The organism is Streptomyces sp. NPDC007856 (genome assembly GCF_042868225.1).
GTDB lineage: Bacteria > Actinomycetota > Actinomycetes > Streptomycetales > Streptomycetaceae > Streptomyces.
In genome coordinates, this window is sequence record NZ_JBIAEC010000013.1 from 295380 (window position 1) to 310186 (window position 14807).

The window sequence follows — 14807 nt, forward strand, 5'->3', positions numbered from 1 at the left end:
CCGACGCCCTGCCCGGCGACGCCATCCTTCTTCTCGCCCGCACCCACCCTTTCCCCGCCGACTGCGTAGCCACCTGGCCGCTGGACGAAGAGCCCACCACCCCCGCCCTCGCACGGCGGCACGCCCGGCACCAGCTCGCAGCCTGGGGCGTGGACCAGGACACCGCTTACGACACGCAGGAAATCGTTAGCGAGCTGGTCACCAACGCCCTGCGGTACGGCGCCCCACCGTACGACTGCGCCTCATCAACGACCGCACCCTCACCTGCGAGGTCCAGGACCGCGGCACCTCTGCCCCGCGGCTGCGCCACGCACGGTCGGTCGACGAAGGCGGCCGCGGCCTGTTCATCTGCGCCCAGCTCGCACACAACTGGGGCATCCGCTACACCAACGACGCGAAGACGGTCTGGACCGAGCAAGCTCTCCCCCCACAGCGCCCATAGGCCCCGACAACGAGTCGTGTACTGAGGCGCCCAGGCTCGCCCGCGCCTGCCTCACGGGCCGGGGGAGCCTTGGTGTCGGTGGCGGCGGCTGCGAGTCTTCAGCGAACGGCCGCGATCAGCGCAGGAGGACGCCGAAGACCATGCGGAAGAAGGCGTCGAAGGGGGCGGAGGACTTGTCGGCCCGGGCTGCGATCAGCGTGCCCTCCCAGGCGCTGAGGATGAACAGCGCGGCCTCCTCGACGTCGAGAGCAGCGTCCAGCTCACCTGCTTCCTGGGCTTCGGTGAGCACCCGCCGGATGTGCGCGGCCCACCGCTGGAAGCCGCCCTGGACGGCGGAGCGGATCTCCTCGGAGTGGTCCGCCACCTCGGCGCCCAGGTTGCCCACCAGGCATCCGCGGGCGAAGCCGCTGGCGACCGTGTCCGCGCCCAGGAAGTCGAAGTGCGCCCGAAGCCGCTCCAGCGCAGGATGTCCGGGCGTGTCGAGCAGGTCGAACCGCAAGCCGCGGGCGTAGCGGCTCAGCGCCTCGAGGGCGCTTTCCTCCTTGCTGGCGAAATGGTTGTAGAACGAGCCCTTGGGCGCCCCGGCCGCCGATGTGATGTCGCTGATGCCGGTGGCATTGAAGCCCCGCGTGCGGAACTGCTCCAGGGCTGCCTGCGCGATCTCCTCGCGCTTGGACGCGCGTGCCATCCTCACCACCACCTCCGTTCCAATATGTCCGGTCGCCTTGCCGCAGGTCAAACCCAGGTCACCGGGGAAGCGGCGCCCGCCCCCACCACCACGTGACCCACGGCCCGGCTCTCGGACCTGCTTGACTAAGTCTAAAATGACCGGTCATATTGAAGTGACCGGTCATATTGATGCCGGTCCCCACCCCAGTCCTCGGCCCTCCCCGTGTCGGCAGAGGCAGCACCGAGGAGAAGCGTCATGTCCGCGTACCGAGCGTTCGAGGCCACCGGTGTCCACCAGCTCCGGCTCGTCGAGCGCGAGCTGGTCGACCCGGAGCCCGGGCACGTCCGGCTCAGGATGGAGGCGTGCGGTGTCTGCCACTCCGACGTGCTGGCCGTGGAGGGACTGCGCCCCGACCCGTCAACCCCCGTCGTCCCCGGCCACGAGATCGTCGGTGTGATCGATGCCGTGGGCGCGGGCGTCACCGCCTGGCAGCCTGGCGACCGCGTCGGCGTCGGCTTCCTGAACGGGCACTGCTGGGAGTGCGAACCGTGCCGCCGGGGCGACTTCGTCAACTGCCTCGACCAGGAGCAGACCGGAACGACCGTCGACGGCGGATACGCGGAGGTGGCCTACGCCCGCGCAAGCGGACTGGTGCGCATCCCGGACGGCATGCCCGCCGTCGAGGCAGCTCCGCTGCTGTGCGCCGGACTGACCACCCTCACCGCGCTCCAGCAGGCCCCCACCCGCGCCGGCGCCCTGGTCGCCGTACAGGGGATCGGCGGGCTGGGCCACCTGGCCCTGCAGTACGCACGCAGCCTCGGACACCGGGTCGCCGCCATCGCCCGCGGCCAGGAGAAGGAGCAACTCGCCAGGCAGCTGGGTGCCCACGAGTACATCGACAGCACCCGCACCGACCCCGGCACGGCGCTTGCCGACCTGGGCGGCGCGTCGGTCATCGTCGCCACGGCATCCAGCGGTTCGTCCATGAACCCCCTGGTCCGCGGACTGGCCCCGGGCGGGACGCTGGTGGTCGTCGGTGCCGCCCCCGACCCGCTGACGGTCGCCACGGCCGACCTGATCTTCGGCACCCGCCGCATCGCCGGCAGCCTGACCGGGTCGTCGATCGAGAACGAGGACAACCTCGTCTTCAGCCTCGCCCAGGGCATCCGCCCCGCCACCGAGACCATGCCCTTCACCCACGCCATGGACGCCTACGAGCGCATGCTCTCAGGCAAGGCACGCTTCCGCGTCGTCCTGGACATGGACGCCTGACCCCGCCACGACCCACGCCGCCGGGCAGGCGAGTCCCGGCCCGCGCCCTTGGCAATCCCCTTGAGGTTCCCCCCATGACCGACATGCTCGACACGACAGAGCACACCAGCACGGCCCCGCGCGGCAGCGGGCCGCCCGTCCAGCCGCCGAGATCGTCTCCAACGTCGACGGCCCCCACGCCACCCGCGCCGCACGGATCAGGCTGCTGTCCGTCTCCCTCGGCACCGCCGGCCTCGGCGGAGCCTGGCAGGCGGCCGTAACCACCTTTCCGCCCGCTCTGCAGGTCAGCGACGCGCTGTTCATCCTCAGCGGACTGATCTGGCTGGTGCTGCTGGCCCAGTACCTGCGCCATGGCGGGACCCGATGGCACAACCTGCGCCACGACATGCGTCATCCCCGCGATGGCTTCACCCTTGGGTACGTCCCCATCATCGGCATGCTGATCACAGGACACTTCTCCCGGTTCGAGCTCACCGGGGCACGCTGGGTCTACGCGGTGTTCCTCACCCTCGCCGCCTTCATTGCTACACGCCTGCTCGCCCACTGGCTCACTGGCACCCTGAGCACCACCGCTCTGCACCCGGGCTATCTGCTGCCCGTCTCCTCGGCACCCTTCGTCGCCAGCGCCGTCGCCTCCAGCCTCAGACTGCCTGGTGTCGCCGACGCCGCCTTCGCGGTGGGGCTGCTGTACTGGCTCGCCTTCGGCACCGTCATCCTCGGCAGCCTCGTCACCGGTGGCCCCCTGCCCGGGCCCGCCCGCCCGGCCCTCACCGTCCTGACCATCCCACCAGCGACCGGTGGAATCGCCTGGACCGCTGCCCACAAGGGCGTCTTCGACGCCGTCGGCTACGGCTTCGCCGGGACCCTGCTCTTCACCGTCCTCCTCGTCGCCTTCCTTCTCCCCGAGCTGCGCCAGCCCTCGTTCCATCCGGGCCTGTGGATCTTCAGCTTCCCGGTCGCGGCATCCACCAACTTCACCATTCGCTGGATACACGCGTCCGCACTTCGCGGAGGGTCGGCCCTCACCGGCATCCTCCTTGCCGGTGCGACCTTGGCGCTGTGTCTGCTGACCACGGCCACCCTGCGCCACCGTGCCCAGCGAGTGCTTCCCAGCTAACTTCCCCTCCGGCGACGGAAAGGCGCATGCCAGAGGCATCACCGCGTTTCCTCGAGCGCGGACCGGCCCGCTTCACCGAAAGGTGACAGCCCGCAGCCCCGGTCTGCGGCCCAGCAGACCCCGACCCCACCCGGCCAATGTGCCCTGCCCCACCGAAACCTCTCCAAGGAGCCCTCATGCCCACGCTCGACCGCCACGACGCCGTCTTCGTTCTCAACCTCGGCGACGGGGAGAACCGCTTCCACCCCGACTGGATCGCCTCGGTCGACGCAGCCCTCGACGAGGTGGAGAAGTCCGAAGGCCCCCGCGCCCTGGTGACCGCTGCGACCGGGAGGTTCTACTCCAACGGTCTCGACCTCGAATGGCTCGCCGCGCACAGCGACGAGCGCCTGGACTACGTCAACTCCGTCCACGGCCTGTTCGCAAGGGTCCTGTCCCTCCCGCTGATCACCGTAGCCGCGCTGCAGGGACACACGTTCGCCGCCGGAGCGATGTTCTCCCTGGCCCACGACTTCCGCCTCATGCGCGCCGACCGGGGCTTCTGGTGCCTGCCCGAGGCAGAGATCAACATCCCCTTCACTTCCGGCATGTCCGCCCTCATCCAGTCCCGGCTGACCCCGCAAACGGCCCAGCACGCCATGGTCTCCGCCCGCCGTTTCGGCGGCCAGGAAGCCGCCGCCGCCGGAATCGTCGATCAGGCCGTGGACGAGGGCGCCCTGCGCACCGCCGCCCTCGAACTTGCCCAGGCCCACGCGAGCAAGGCCGGCGACAGCCTCGGAACCATCAAGACGCGCATGTACGCCCCTGTCCTCACCATGCTCCGCGACGCGACCAACGCACTGGGCTGACGCCGTGCCGAGGCGGTCGCCGGCCCAGGCGGGGCACGAAAACTGCACGCCCACCTCCCGGCCGGTGATCGCCACCGTGCGGATGCGCCGCGGCAAGGCAGCCAACTCCGTGGCGCCCCCAAGCGAGGCACTGGCCACCGCCCCAAGGCTTCGGCCTAGTCGCAGGATATCCGGTTCGTGATCGTGCGACGCCGCCGAAGCCCTGCCGCGGGCGAGCTCGGACCGGCTGCCATTGATGAGTCGTATCGGGACCGGTACAAGTGACGAGTGAAAGAACCTCTCGCCCCTCGCCCGGATGGCCGCATCGTGTCGAAGCCGGGACGGTGGACCCAGCAGTCAGCGGGTGCGACGTTCGCCGCCGTCGCGGCATTCCTCATAACTCGCGACGTCACGTTCGGATTCTTCAGTCAGGCGCTGCCCGACTGGGCGTACACCGCTACGGTCCTCGCGGGACTTGCTGTGTCGGCTGTCGCCTACGGCCTTGCCGTGTTGTGGCTCAGGCGATTGCCCTAGTAGGACTTCGTTAGGTCTGTCTGCCTGCAGTGGCATGAGGACCGTGTGGACGCACATGAAGTCAATCGAGTTCGGGCGACGTTGGCGTTGTTCGTGGCGGACGTGTTCGCCTCGGTGCCGCGCAAGGACCAGCGAGCCAAGAGCGACTGCTGTCTGGGGGGGGGCTGATGATGGACGGCCGCCGCAAGTCCATCCAGGCCATGGCCTCGCGGCTTCCGGACGGCAACGAGCAGAACCTGCAGCAGTTCGTGAACCAGTCCACGTGGGATGCGGTGCCGGTGCGCAGGCGGATCGCCGAGCGGCTGGTGCCGCAGATCGGCCCGGACGCCTGGGCGGTCGACGACGTGTCGTTCCCCAAGGACGGAAGAATGTCGGTCGGAGTCGCCCACCAGTACTGCGGTGCGCTGGGCAAGCAGGCGAACTGCCTGCCCGACGACACCTCAATCGCCGACCTGATCCGCCTGGCAAAGATCCGCTGGCGCATCGAACACGACTACCGAGAACTCAAACACGGCCTCCGCCTGGACCACTTCGAAGGCCGCTCCCGGCCCGGCTGGCACCACCACGCCACCCTGGTCACCCCCGCCCACGCCTTCCTCACCGAGCAGCGCGATCACGCGAATCGCGCCGGGCACCAGCGGCCCACTCCCGCGCACCGACCATCCGCCCATGAACCCAGGTGAACGCCCCTGCACGCACCCCAACACCCCACCACCACAGTTGGAAAGCGTGCACCTGCTGACACCAACCATGGTGTCCCCTGGAGTGCAACGCCGTTGCTTTAGCCGTCAGGCCCGGCGTCAATGTTTCCGTCCTTAACCATCTTGAAGTCCAGCGTGTACGCCTGCACGGTGCGCGGATGTTGGTCCCGCTGGAACTGGTACTTGCTGGACGTCTTGCGGTAGCGGGCCTTCAGTCGCCGGCGGCGATGTTCGGGCAGGAGGTTGGCCAGCACGGCACGGCCGATAGCCCCGATCAACGACGTCGTACTGCCCCGGGCAGGCCCCGGGGCCGATGATCTGGTCCGCGGCGGCCTGGAACAGAACGGTGAAGCTCACCCGCTGAACGGAAAGTCCCCGCGTGGCCGTCGTGACATCGCCGGCCAAGCGGATCAGCGCCTGGTAGACCGTCAGTAGTGCGAAGATCTCCTGCTCAAGACCGGGGACACTGCGTGAACGCAGGACTCGCCCGTCCAAGATCGTGGACTTCAGCGAGAAATAGCAGGTCTCCGCTTGCCAGCGCCGGTGGTAGAGCCGCAGCAAGTCGTTTGCGGGATGGCGCTCGGCATCCAGAAGATTGGTCAGCAGCCGCCACAGCTCCGTGCGCCGCGTGCCGTCGGCGAGGACGACGGTGAGCCACGCCTCGATCACCCGCGCCTCCACCCGCTGCCCGCCCGCCCTGGCACGGTGGCGGCGTGGCAGGACCGCGGTGAAATAGGAGCCGTCGGGCAGGGGGCGGCGCACGATCGGGCGACGTTTGCGGGCCGAGCGCAGCACGAAACGGGCCCCGGTGCCCTGCACGGCCTGAAGGAAGTCGAACGCGTCGTAGTAGGCGTCGGCCAGCAGGAGCATCGATGCGTCCAGACGTCCCAGCAGACGGCGTGCGTAGGCGAGTTCGCCGATGTCGTCGGGTCCGAAGACCGCGTCCACCAGAGCCCGTGTGCCGCACTCCACGAGGGCGACCAGGCGCACCAGTGGGTAGCCGAACGCGCGGACCCTGCCGATGTGCTTGCGAAAATGCCAGGTCACCGCTTCCTCGTCGGGAGCGGACAGGGTGGTGCCGTCCACGGCGACCAGGCGCAGGCCCTGGTAGAAGGCGCAGGACTGGCAGTGGTCGGCCACTGGTCCGGCCAGGATCGAGAACAGGTGGCGCAGGGGTCCGCTTCCCAGCCGGCGCCGGGCACGTGCCAGCGACGAGGGGCACGGGCGGGCCACGGGCACGCTGCCCAGTCCCGCCGTGAGCTTGGCCCATACCGCCTGGTAGGGGGATCGCTCGAAGAAGGCGAGGGCCAGCACGAAGTACACCACGACGCGCGCCGGGAGCAGTCGTACCCGCTGCGTGCGGACACCGGTGTCCTCCAGGACCGCGTCGACTAACTCGGGGTCGATGATCTCGGTCAACTCGCCGAGATGGCCAGGCGCGTACACGTCCAGGGCTGTCGCGCCGGACCGGACGCTGACAGAATTCTGCGGCAACGGGACCTCCGGGACACTCGCAATGGCTTCGACACCATGCGAACTACCAGAGGTCCCGCCCTCTTGACAGGGCGCACACATGCTTAACGCACTGGCGTTGCCCTGGAGTGGTGTAGCCGGTCAAGCGTCGGGCACGCCCGGCGTGCACCCGCTGTCCGCGACTGCTCCCGGAACAATGGGCAGGCCATCGCGCAAGTCTCCCTGGTGAACAGACAGTTCAACCGGAGGTCACCGACTGGCCGGCCTCATCCAGCACACCAGCTGGGGGAGGATCCGATCCGCGTTGTGCCAGCCGCTCCTGATCGACTGCCGGCTCGGCGAGCAGGGTGTCCAGGGGTTCCAGTGCGTTCTGGAGCAGTGCAGCCAGGCCGCCCTCGACGCCGGAGCCGATCCAAGCGTCGTCACCCAATGGATCAACGAGGCGCAGCGGGACAAGGACGCGGCGCAGAAGAAGCTCGACGCCCTGCCCGCCGACACCCGGAAGAAGGCATCAGCCCTTACCGCCGACCAGATCAGGCGATGCACGATGGTCGGCACCGCCCTGTTCGTCCTCGGCCTCGTCGGTATGCCGCTTGCGATGGTGCGCGGCCACGGCCGGCGCCAGCAGGACCAGGCGGCGATCGTCGGTGACACCCTGCTGGGCACGAGCTGGGTCCTGTTCACCTGGTCCGTGCTGATCGGCATCCCACTACGGCTCGCCCTGACCGTGGCCGGCGTCGGCGGCCCCTCGCCAATGGAGCCCGCCATCAGCACCAGCTCTGGAAGCCAGCTCGCCGCAGGGCGAATGGTCCTGCGGCGACCCTCGCCCGAGCACGGTTCGGCCGGTCGGCGGCAAGGGCCCGGGGCTGCTCGAAGGGTCACCCGGGAACGGGGCTTGCGGACGCTACCGTCCGGTGTAGGTGAACTCGTCGTCCGGGCTGGTGGGAGAGGTGGCCTTGCCGACCGTCACGGTGATGTTCACCGTCTGGTGGACGTCGAACAGATCGGGCGCGGTTGCGGTGATCTGGCCGGCGGAGACGAACTTGACCGACCCGGACGCCTTGTCCTTGAAGTGCACGGTGGCTCCCTCGGCGAAACCCGAGCCTTTGATGGTGACCGGGGTGCCGACCTTACCGCTGGTCGGGTTGACCGAACTGACCACCACAGGTGCGGGTCCGCCATAGGCGAACTGCCCCATGGCGACGGCCGGGGAGGTGCCGAGGGTGTTGGTGACGCGGATGTGGACGACGCCCGTTCCGTTCGGGACCTTAGCGGTGATCTTGAGGCCGGAGGGGTCGATGGTGGGCGGCTCGGTGCATGCGAAGTGGCCGAAGTCGACCATGCTGTCCTGACTGAAATACTTGCCGTTGATCGTCACCGTGTCGCCTGCGGCGCCGAAGGTGGGGCTCACGTCGGTCACCACCGGCGGGGAAGGCACCTCAGGCGCCCCCACCAGCTCCAGGTAGGTGGAGTTGGCGTGCTGGTAGGCGATCTGACCGAGGAAGTCCTGGGTGGTCTTGTTGACCAGCTTCTCGGCAAGGCTCGTGTATCCGGTGTTCATCAGGCAGAGAGTGCCGGGCTGGACGTAGACGTTGCCGTTGGTGCGCTTGGAGATCGCCGCGATGAGCAGCTTCACTTCTTCGGTCGCCTGCGGTCCCGGGCTCGGGTACCAGCCGGTGGTGACGTCGAGATCGGCCCACGCGTGCGGCACCAGGTCGTAGGCATTGTTCTGGCGCTCGTCGATGACCCACGGCACGGAGTCGAAGTAGTCGACGAAGCTCTGCACGCCGGCGGTGGGAGCGGCATAGGTCATCACCGCGAACTTCGGCTGTTTCGGCCAGGTCTGTGCCTGAAGGTACGGCGCGAGCATGCTGGCGATGCAACCGCCCAGGCTGTGACCGGTCAGATAGACGGTCGGCTGCGGCGAGGAGGGCGCCGCCTTGAGCGCAACGGAGAGCGCCTGAGCGAGCGTGGCGTTCAGGGAGGGAGAGGCGATCGAGCGGGCGGTGACCACTCGTGTGAACGCGTCCTTTGCCCCCTTGGACACGAAGACGGGCGTCGGCGATCCGCTTTCGGGGAACGGCACGACCGTGCCGACATCGAGGTCCTCGAGGATGTCGGTCAGATCAGCGTCCGTTCCGCGAGCGACCACGGCGAACTCGTTCGAGCCGTTGGTGCTCCGTACGAGGTAGGCCATATTGGCGTTGGCCTCGCTCAGGGCGAGCCACACCAGCTCCCACTCGTCCTGCGTCGCAAGGGCGGGATCGCGCAGTTGCGCGTCGATGCCGGTGATGATGCGTTTGGTCTGCTGCTCCAGGGTCTCCCCGGACGGACGTGGGGTGGCCCCGGTGGCTGCAAGGGCAGCCAGGGTCATGGTCACCTGGGAGATTGCCGGATCGGATGCCATCGTTGTTCCTGCTCCTCGGAGGTTTGCCGGTGCGGAGGCGCGACGGCCTTTCGGCAGCATCAGGGCAGATCTGTGCCGAACCGACCGTCAGAGTGGATCGCACACCATCAGACGCCCCCTCTGCGTTGCCCGGTGCTTTTCCTGTCTTCAGGCTGGCCAGGTTCACCTTGTTGGCCGTTCGCCATACGTGTCTGCGGTGCGCCGAACCAGGTGCACAGCGCGAGCGCCAGAGCTGTGGTGTCCGCGGGCAGGCCCGGGGCGGCGGCCCAGGCAACGATGCCGTCGCGGCGGATGAGCGCGGCCGACAGATCGCCGCGGTCGGCAGGGGCGGCCGCCACGCTCGACATGTTCCCGCATCCGACCGCATCCTCGAAGCGCGGGCACAGGTCTCCCCAGCGATCACGGAGCGTCGCAACTTCATGATCACCGGGCCCTGTGCCCGTACTGCTGCCGACGTCCCCAACGGCGTCGTAGCGTGTGGGGCGACCGCCCGTAAGTGATCTTGGGGCAGTGTGGACGCGGGTGACCGGGGCGCGGCTATCCGGTGAGGGCGAGGTTTGCAGGCGGGCGACGCCGAGCATGGCGTAGTGGACGCCGTTCCCTTTCAGGCGGCAGTCGCAGAGGATCTTCCAGGCTCTTCATGCGGGCGAAGGTGTGCTCGACGGGGGCCCGAACTCGCTTGTGGGAGCGGTTGTGTTCCTCCTTCTAGGCCGGGAGTTCCTTGCCGTTTGCGCGGCGGTGCGGGATGACGAGTCCGGTGCCCTGGTAGCCGCTGTCGGCAATGGTCGTGGTGTGAACGACGGCGGCCTTGGCGCCGGACTCCTCCCAGCCACGGGAGTCATGACGGTTGCCAGGCGCGGGCCGGCCGACTATCACGACCGCCCGGGTCGGCCTCGATGACGACCTGGTGGGCGGTGGAGTACCGATAGCTCTTTGACTGTTCGGCAATGCTGCGGTCACGGGTGGGTACCAGGGTGCCATCCACGATCAGCACCGCGTCCTTCGCAAACCGCTTGCGTGGTGTGAGCGCGAGCTTCGGGCCAAGGTGATCGATGACGGAGCAATTGTCATTCCTGAAGGGGCGGAGTGCGTCAAGCGGGGTATTTCCGATGGTTGTCGGTGGTTCTGGGCAGCGTTGACCGGCTCGCCGTCGGTCGGTTGGTGACGGTGGGTGGGATGGGGCTGCTCGTCGGATATGCGGTTGTGGGGGTCGTTGTTCTCCAGCCCTTGATGGCGTGACGGCAGGGCCGTGCTCGGCTGCCGGTCATTCCTTCGCGGCGCGGGGCCGCATGGAGCGATGCGACGTGCGACAGGCGGGGTCAATCAAAACCGCGACCGCGCCGTGCAGGGGGTCAGACAATTGCCCGACCACGCGCCTGCCGCGTCCGAGGTGCTCACGCTGCCTGGCGGGCCAGGGCGCGGATCTGTCCGTCGCGCAGCCCGTAGTAGACCAGTGTGAGCAGCTTGCGTGCCGCGGCGATCTTGGCGATGTTCCGGCCGCGGCGGGCCTCGATCCGGGCCCGGTCCTCGGTGATCTTGGGGGTGGTCTTGCGCTGGATCGCCTCCACCACGGCCCAGCGCACCAGCTTGCTGCCCTGTTTGGTGACGTGCCCGCGGCGAACGACGGTGTCGGACTCGTAGTGCCGCGGGGTCAGCCCCGCCCACGAGCACAGCCGGTCGGCGGAGGCGAAGCGGTGCACGTCGCCGATCTCAGCCACAAGTACGGCCGCCAGGGTGGTGCCGATGCCGGGCAGCTGCTGGATGGCCCGGTAGCCGGTGTGGTCGCGAAGCCGTTCCGTGATGCGACCGTTGAACAGGGCTTCCTCAGCATCGAGTTCGCCGATCAGCTTGAGTAACGACGCGACGCGTTGGGCATACGGGCCGGCCAGCGCGGTCTGCTCCAGTCGGGCTCGGCCGTCGATGCCGAACAGGTCGGATGCCGGGATCAGTACGCCGGCCTTGGCCAGCACGGCGTGCACCTGGGACTTCAGCCCGGACCGCAGCGCGACGAGCTTGGCCCGGTAGCGAACCAGTTCGCGCAGCTCACGGACCTGCGGTGGCGCGATCCAGGCTTCCGGCAGCCGCCCCATCCGCAGCAGGTCCGCCAAGTCCGCAGCGTCGCGGATGTCGTTCTTCACGCGCCGGTAGGCGAAGCCTTTCACGCCCAGTGGGTGGGCCAGATGGACGCGTGCCCCGGCGGCCTGCAGGACATCGGCCGCCCAGTACCAGCCATAGGTGGCCTCCAGGACCACGTCGGGATCGGGCCCGGCCTTCTCGATCCGCAGACCGAGTGCCACCGGATCGTTGAGGATGCGTACTGCGCTCAGTTGGACGCCGTCGTCAGTCTGACGCACGATCACGGACCGCCTGCGGTGCAGGTCGACACCGACGTACTGGTGTCCGTCGTACTCGCTCACCTGAGCTCCTTCGCCGTCACGTAGTGGGTGACTGGCGTCTACCCAGACCACCCGCGGAGGGCGGGACTTCGCCCTTCATCGCATCAAATCTTGCGGGTGGGCAGTGCCTGGTGGAGAGGTGGCTGCCGCTCGGCAATGAGGGTGGGCAGCTCGCGCATGTCGTAGAAGACGGTGGTGTCGCGGCCGTCGAGGCGTTCGGCCGGGGTCAGTCCGCCGGCGTAGCCGAAGGCTCGCATGCCGGCGGCGCGGGCAGCGTGGACGCCGGGTTGGCTGTCCTCGACTACCACGCAGGTTGCGGGATCGACGCCCATCTTCTGGGCGGCGTAGAGGAACAGGTCGGGGGCGGGCTTGCCCCGAGAGACTTCGGTGGCACTGTAGATGCGTCCTGCGAAGCGTTCGTAGAGCCCGGTGCGGCCCAGGGTGTGCCGCATCTTGTCGTGGGAGCCGCTGGAGGCGACGCATGTCGGCAGAGTGAGTGCGTCGAGTGCTTCCGGCAAGCCATCCACCGGGGCAAGCCCTGCGTCCACGGCCTCGCGGTGGAGCTGCTCGAACCTCTCCGCCCAGATCGCGGCCGTGCCCGAGCCGAGCTGAACAGCAACCTGCTCGTGGATGGCGGCGTGCGAGCGCCCGATGAACCGGTCCACGACCTCGTCCTCGGTCAGCGGCCACCCAAGTTCGGCTCCGAGGGCAACTTGGACGCGTGCGGCGATGCGCTCGCTGTCGACCAGCACGCCGTCGCAGTCGAATATGACGAGTTCAATGGGCTTGATCATTCCCGCAGCATAGGCTCTGCTGTTCTCGCTGCAGCGGCCTCCTCGCGCTCGACCAGGACGCCGTTCCTGAACTGGGCGCCGGAGCGGACCAGAGCCACGAGGGAGGCTCCGGTGATGGCCCGCCAGCGTTCCTGGCCGGACACGACCAGCTTGAACACCATCGCCAGGGCCGCGGCCGGGCTGCCGGCCCCGCGCGTGACCTTGGTCCGTAGCTTGACCGTGGAGAACGTCGACTCGATCGGGTTCGTGGTCCGCAGGTGGATCCAGTGCTCAGCGGGGAAGTCATAGAACGCCAGCAGCTCCTCCCGGTCCTCGATGATCTTCGCGACGGCCTTGGGCCGCTTCGCCCCATAGGTCTTGGCGAACGCATCGATCGCCTTCTCGGCGTACGCGCGGTCCTCGGCGTTGTAGATCTCCTGCAGCGCCTTCGTCGCACCCGGCTGCGCGGACTTCGGCAAGGCGTTCGATACATTTCGAGCCTTGTGAACCCAGCAACGCTGATGCCGGGCGGCCGGGAAGACCTCGGCCAGAGCCTTCCACAGGCCCATCGCACCGTCGCCGATGACGAGTTCGGGGTCGCGCATGCCGCGACGACGGCAGTCGCGCAGCAGGGCGGCCCACGACTCGGTCGACTCCCGCAGTCCCTCCGCGAGCGCGATCAGCTCCTTGGTGCCGTCCAGCCGCACCCCGAGCAGCACCAGCACGCACGAGTGGGCCTGGCCGAGCCTCACCTTCGGGCGCACGCCGTCGGCCCACACGTAGACGAAGTCTCGGTCCGCGAGGTCGCGCTGCTGGAAGGCGGCGTGGTCGTCGCTCCACTGCTTCGTCAGCCTCGTCACCGTGGCCGGCGACAGCCCGGCCGTGCCGCCGAGGAACTGCTCCAGCGCCGGGACGAAGTCCCCGGACGACAGCCCATGCAGATAGAGCAGCGGCAGCACCTCCGAGATCTTCGGGGACTTGCGGCACCACGGGGCCAGGATCTTCGAGGAGAACCTCTTGCGCTCGCCGGTGGCCCCCTCGACGCGGCGGTCGTTAACCCGCGGTGCCTGTGCCTCGAGCGGGCCGGCTGCGGTGACCACTGTGCGGGGCCGGTGATGGCCGTTTCGGACCACCAGGCGATGCCCGCGCTCGTCCCGCTCGGACGCCAACCCGGCTATGTACTGATTGACTTCCGCCTCCAGTGCCGCGACGAGCATCCGGCGAGCGCCTCGCGGACGATCTCGTCGATCAGGGAGCCGGACTCGATGCCGCCGTCGGCGTTCACTACGCTCAGCACGGGCGTACTTTCCCGGCCCGCGCTGGAACGCGGGCCTACTCGGTGACTGGTTGATCAATCACTTGGGAAGGTACGCCTTCCACTACCTTCCCAGGCCGATCCACAAGTCCTGAGCATTGCTCTCGATGGCGCGACTGGCCGCAGACTTCGACACACCGAACAGCGGTGCCAGCTGCCGTAACGTCAGGTTGGTACGCCAGTACGCGGCGGCCAGCAGGACACGGTCCGCCAGTGGCAGCCTCCATGGCCGCCCGCGACTCGGAGCGCCGGCTCACTCTCTCCGCAGCTGGGTCACCAACTTACCCAAGGCACGCGGGCTCAGCCCGGTGAACGGGACTATCCAGGCGGCTCCGCCGCCGTGATCAGACCAGCCACCCGGAGATCATTTCAATTGCCGACGTCCCTCCCCACGGTTGATCCTGGACACCGAGCAAGCAAGGGAGACGAGATGGGACTGATGCTCTTCCCAGGTGTCGACGACGTGGCGAGCCCGGATGTTTCCTGGTCCTACACCGGCTTCAGCACGTTCAGGAAGTGGTTGGCCCAGACCGAGGGGTTCGCGCTCGCCGAGATGGACGGCTTCGGCGGGGAACGTCAGTGGTCCAGCGTCTCCACCACGCTGGCGCCGCTACTCAACCATCCAGACGACGACGGCCCTGATCTCGCGCCTGCTCAATGCGCTGCGATGTTGCCCCGGTTGGAAGCATTGCTCGACCAACGTCGGACTGACGACAGCGACCCCGTCCTACGACGGCGCATCGAAGACGTCAGTCAGTTGGTCACCGTCCTGCGGTTCTGCGTGGCTAAGACGGTGTCCTATGTGGTGAGGCGGAGCAGTCGCTTGTAACAGCACAGTGCTGCAGCGAGGCCAAGAAAGGCGAGGTAGTTGCGGGGATGG

At 68.4% G+C, this 14807-nt stretch carries 11 protein-coding genes and 5 pseudogenes; 6 read left to right on the forward strand and 10 right to left on the reverse strand.

From position 1 onward, the window contains the following. Positions 1–557: 557 nt before the first annotated feature. Entirely contained in the window at positions 558–1130 is a 573-nt protein-coding gene (locus ACFYOH_RS29720) for a TetR family transcriptional regulator C-terminal domain-containing protein (RefSeq protein WP_388631668.1), read from the reverse strand. Between the two features lie 237 nt (positions 1131–1367). Here ACFYOH_RS29720 and ACFYOH_RS29725 point away from each other — a divergent pair, with 237 nt between their 5' ends. The 4 genes and pseudogenes from ACFYOH_RS29725 (at position 1368) to ACFYOH_RS29740 (ending at position 5545) form a co-directional block, all read left to right on the forward strand. Next, on the forward strand, positions 1368–2384 hold the full coding sequence (locus tag ACFYOH_RS29725) for an alcohol dehydrogenase catalytic domain-containing protein (protein WP_388631671.1): 1017 nt from the start codon (positions 1368–1370) through the stop codon (positions 2382–2384). A gap of 205 nt (positions 2385–2589) precedes the next feature. Next, positions 2590–3501: a hypothetical protein gene (locus tag ACFYOH_RS29730; RefSeq protein ID WP_388631728.1), complete on the forward strand. Its 912-nt coding sequence runs from the start codon at positions 2590–2592 to the stop codon at positions 3499–3501. A gap of 176 nt (positions 3502–3677) precedes the next feature. After that, positions 3678–4349, forward strand: coding sequence for an enoyl-CoA hydratase-related protein (locus ACFYOH_RS29735; protein WP_388631673.1), 672 nt, complete (start codon positions 3678–3680; stop codon positions 4347–4349). A 558-nt stretch (positions 4350–4907) separates the two neighbouring features. Continuing rightward, positions 4908–5545, forward strand: a pseudogene (locus ACFYOH_RS29740) (transposase). A 132-nt stretch (positions 5546–5677) separates the two neighbouring features. Here ACFYOH_RS29740 and ACFYOH_RS29745 read toward each other — a convergent pair. Together ACFYOH_RS29745 and ACFYOH_RS29750 are read right to left on the reverse strand one after the other, a co-directional pair. After that, positions 5678–7057 (reverse strand): IS4 family transposase, encoded by a 1380-nt coding sequence (locus ACFYOH_RS29745; protein ID WP_388631676.1) that lies wholly within the window; start codon positions 7055–7057, stop codon positions 5678–5680. Between the two features lie 217 nt (positions 7058–7274). After that, complete coding sequence (locus ACFYOH_RS29750; protein WP_388631678.1) at positions 7275–7466, reverse strand: hypothetical protein; 192 nt, start codon at positions 7464–7466, stop codon at positions 7275–7277. A gap of 114 nt (positions 7467–7580) precedes the next feature. Between ACFYOH_RS29750 and ACFYOH_RS29755 the strand changes: the two are divergent. Then, positions 7581–7778 (forward strand): annotated as a pseudogene (locus ACFYOH_RS29755) (metallophosphoesterase); the annotation flags it as partial. Positions 7779–7940: 162 nt separating this feature from the next. Here the strand turns inward: ACFYOH_RS29755 and ACFYOH_RS29760 are convergent. The 7 genes and pseudogenes from ACFYOH_RS29760 to ACFYOH_RS29790 all read right to left on the reverse strand — a co-directional run. Further along, a complete protein-coding gene (locus tag ACFYOH_RS29760) occupies positions 7941–9443 on the reverse strand; it encodes an IPT/TIG domain-containing protein (RefSeq protein WP_388631681.1) in 1503 nt (500 codons plus the stop codon). 107 nt (positions 9444–9550) lie between these two features. Next, on the reverse strand, positions 9551–9829 hold the full coding sequence (locus ACFYOH_RS29765; protein WP_388631731.1) for a hypothetical protein: 279 nt from the start codon (positions 9827–9829) through the stop codon (positions 9551–9553). Positions 9830–9980: 151 nt separating this feature from the next. Further along, positions 9981–10500: pseudogene (locus ACFYOH_RS29770) on the reverse strand (transposase family protein); the annotation flags it as partial. 337 nt (positions 10501–10837) lie between these two features. Continuing rightward, a complete protein-coding gene (locus ACFYOH_RS29775; protein ID WP_388631684.1) occupies positions 10838–11860 on the reverse strand; it encodes an IS110 family transposase in 1023 nt (340 codons plus the stop codon). Positions 11861–11943: 83 nt separating this feature from the next. After that, positions 11944–12633: an HAD family hydrolase gene (locus ACFYOH_RS29780; RefSeq protein ID WP_388631687.1), complete on the reverse strand. Its 690-nt coding sequence runs from the start codon at positions 12631–12633 to the stop codon at positions 11944–11946. Further along, positions 12630–13909: pseudogene (locus ACFYOH_RS29785) on the reverse strand (IS256 family transposase). Before ACFYOH_RS29785 ends, ACFYOH_RS29780 begins: the two are co-directional and overlap by 4 nt. 121 nt (positions 13910–14030) lie before the next feature. Then, positions 14031–14284: pseudogene (locus ACFYOH_RS29790) on the reverse strand (transposase family protein); the annotation flags it as partial. Between the two features lie 73 nt (positions 14285–14357). Here ACFYOH_RS29790 and ACFYOH_RS29795 point away from each other — a divergent pair. Beyond that, entirely contained in the window at positions 14358–14756 is a 399-nt protein-coding gene (locus ACFYOH_RS29795) for a hypothetical protein (protein WP_388631690.1), read from the forward strand. Positions 14757–14807: the final 51 nt, after the last annotated feature.

Coding starts and splice junctions, on each gene's coding strand:
- ACFYOH_RS29720 (WP_388631668.1), bottom strand. CDS start 1,130: ATGGCACGCGCGTCCAAGCGCGAGGAGATCGCGCAGGCAGCCCTGGAG.
- ACFYOH_RS29725 (WP_388631671.1), top strand. CDS start 1,368: ATGTCCGCGTACCGAGCGTTCGAGGCCACCGGTGTCCACCAGCTCCGG.
- ACFYOH_RS29735 (WP_388631673.1), top strand. CDS start 3,678: ATGCCCACGCTCGACCGCCACGACGCCGTCTTCGTTCTCAACCTCGGC.
- ACFYOH_RS29760 (WP_388631681.1), bottom strand. CDS start 9,443: ATGGCATCCGATCCGGCAATCTCCCAGGTGACCATGACCCTGGCTGCC.
- ACFYOH_RS29780 (WP_388631687.1), bottom strand. CDS start 12,633: ATGATCAAGCCCATTGAACTCGTCATATTCGACTGCGACGGCGTGCTG.
- ACFYOH_RS29795 (WP_388631690.1), top strand. CDS start 14,358: ATGGGACTGATGCTCTTCCCAGGTGTCGACGACGTGGCGAGCCCGGAT.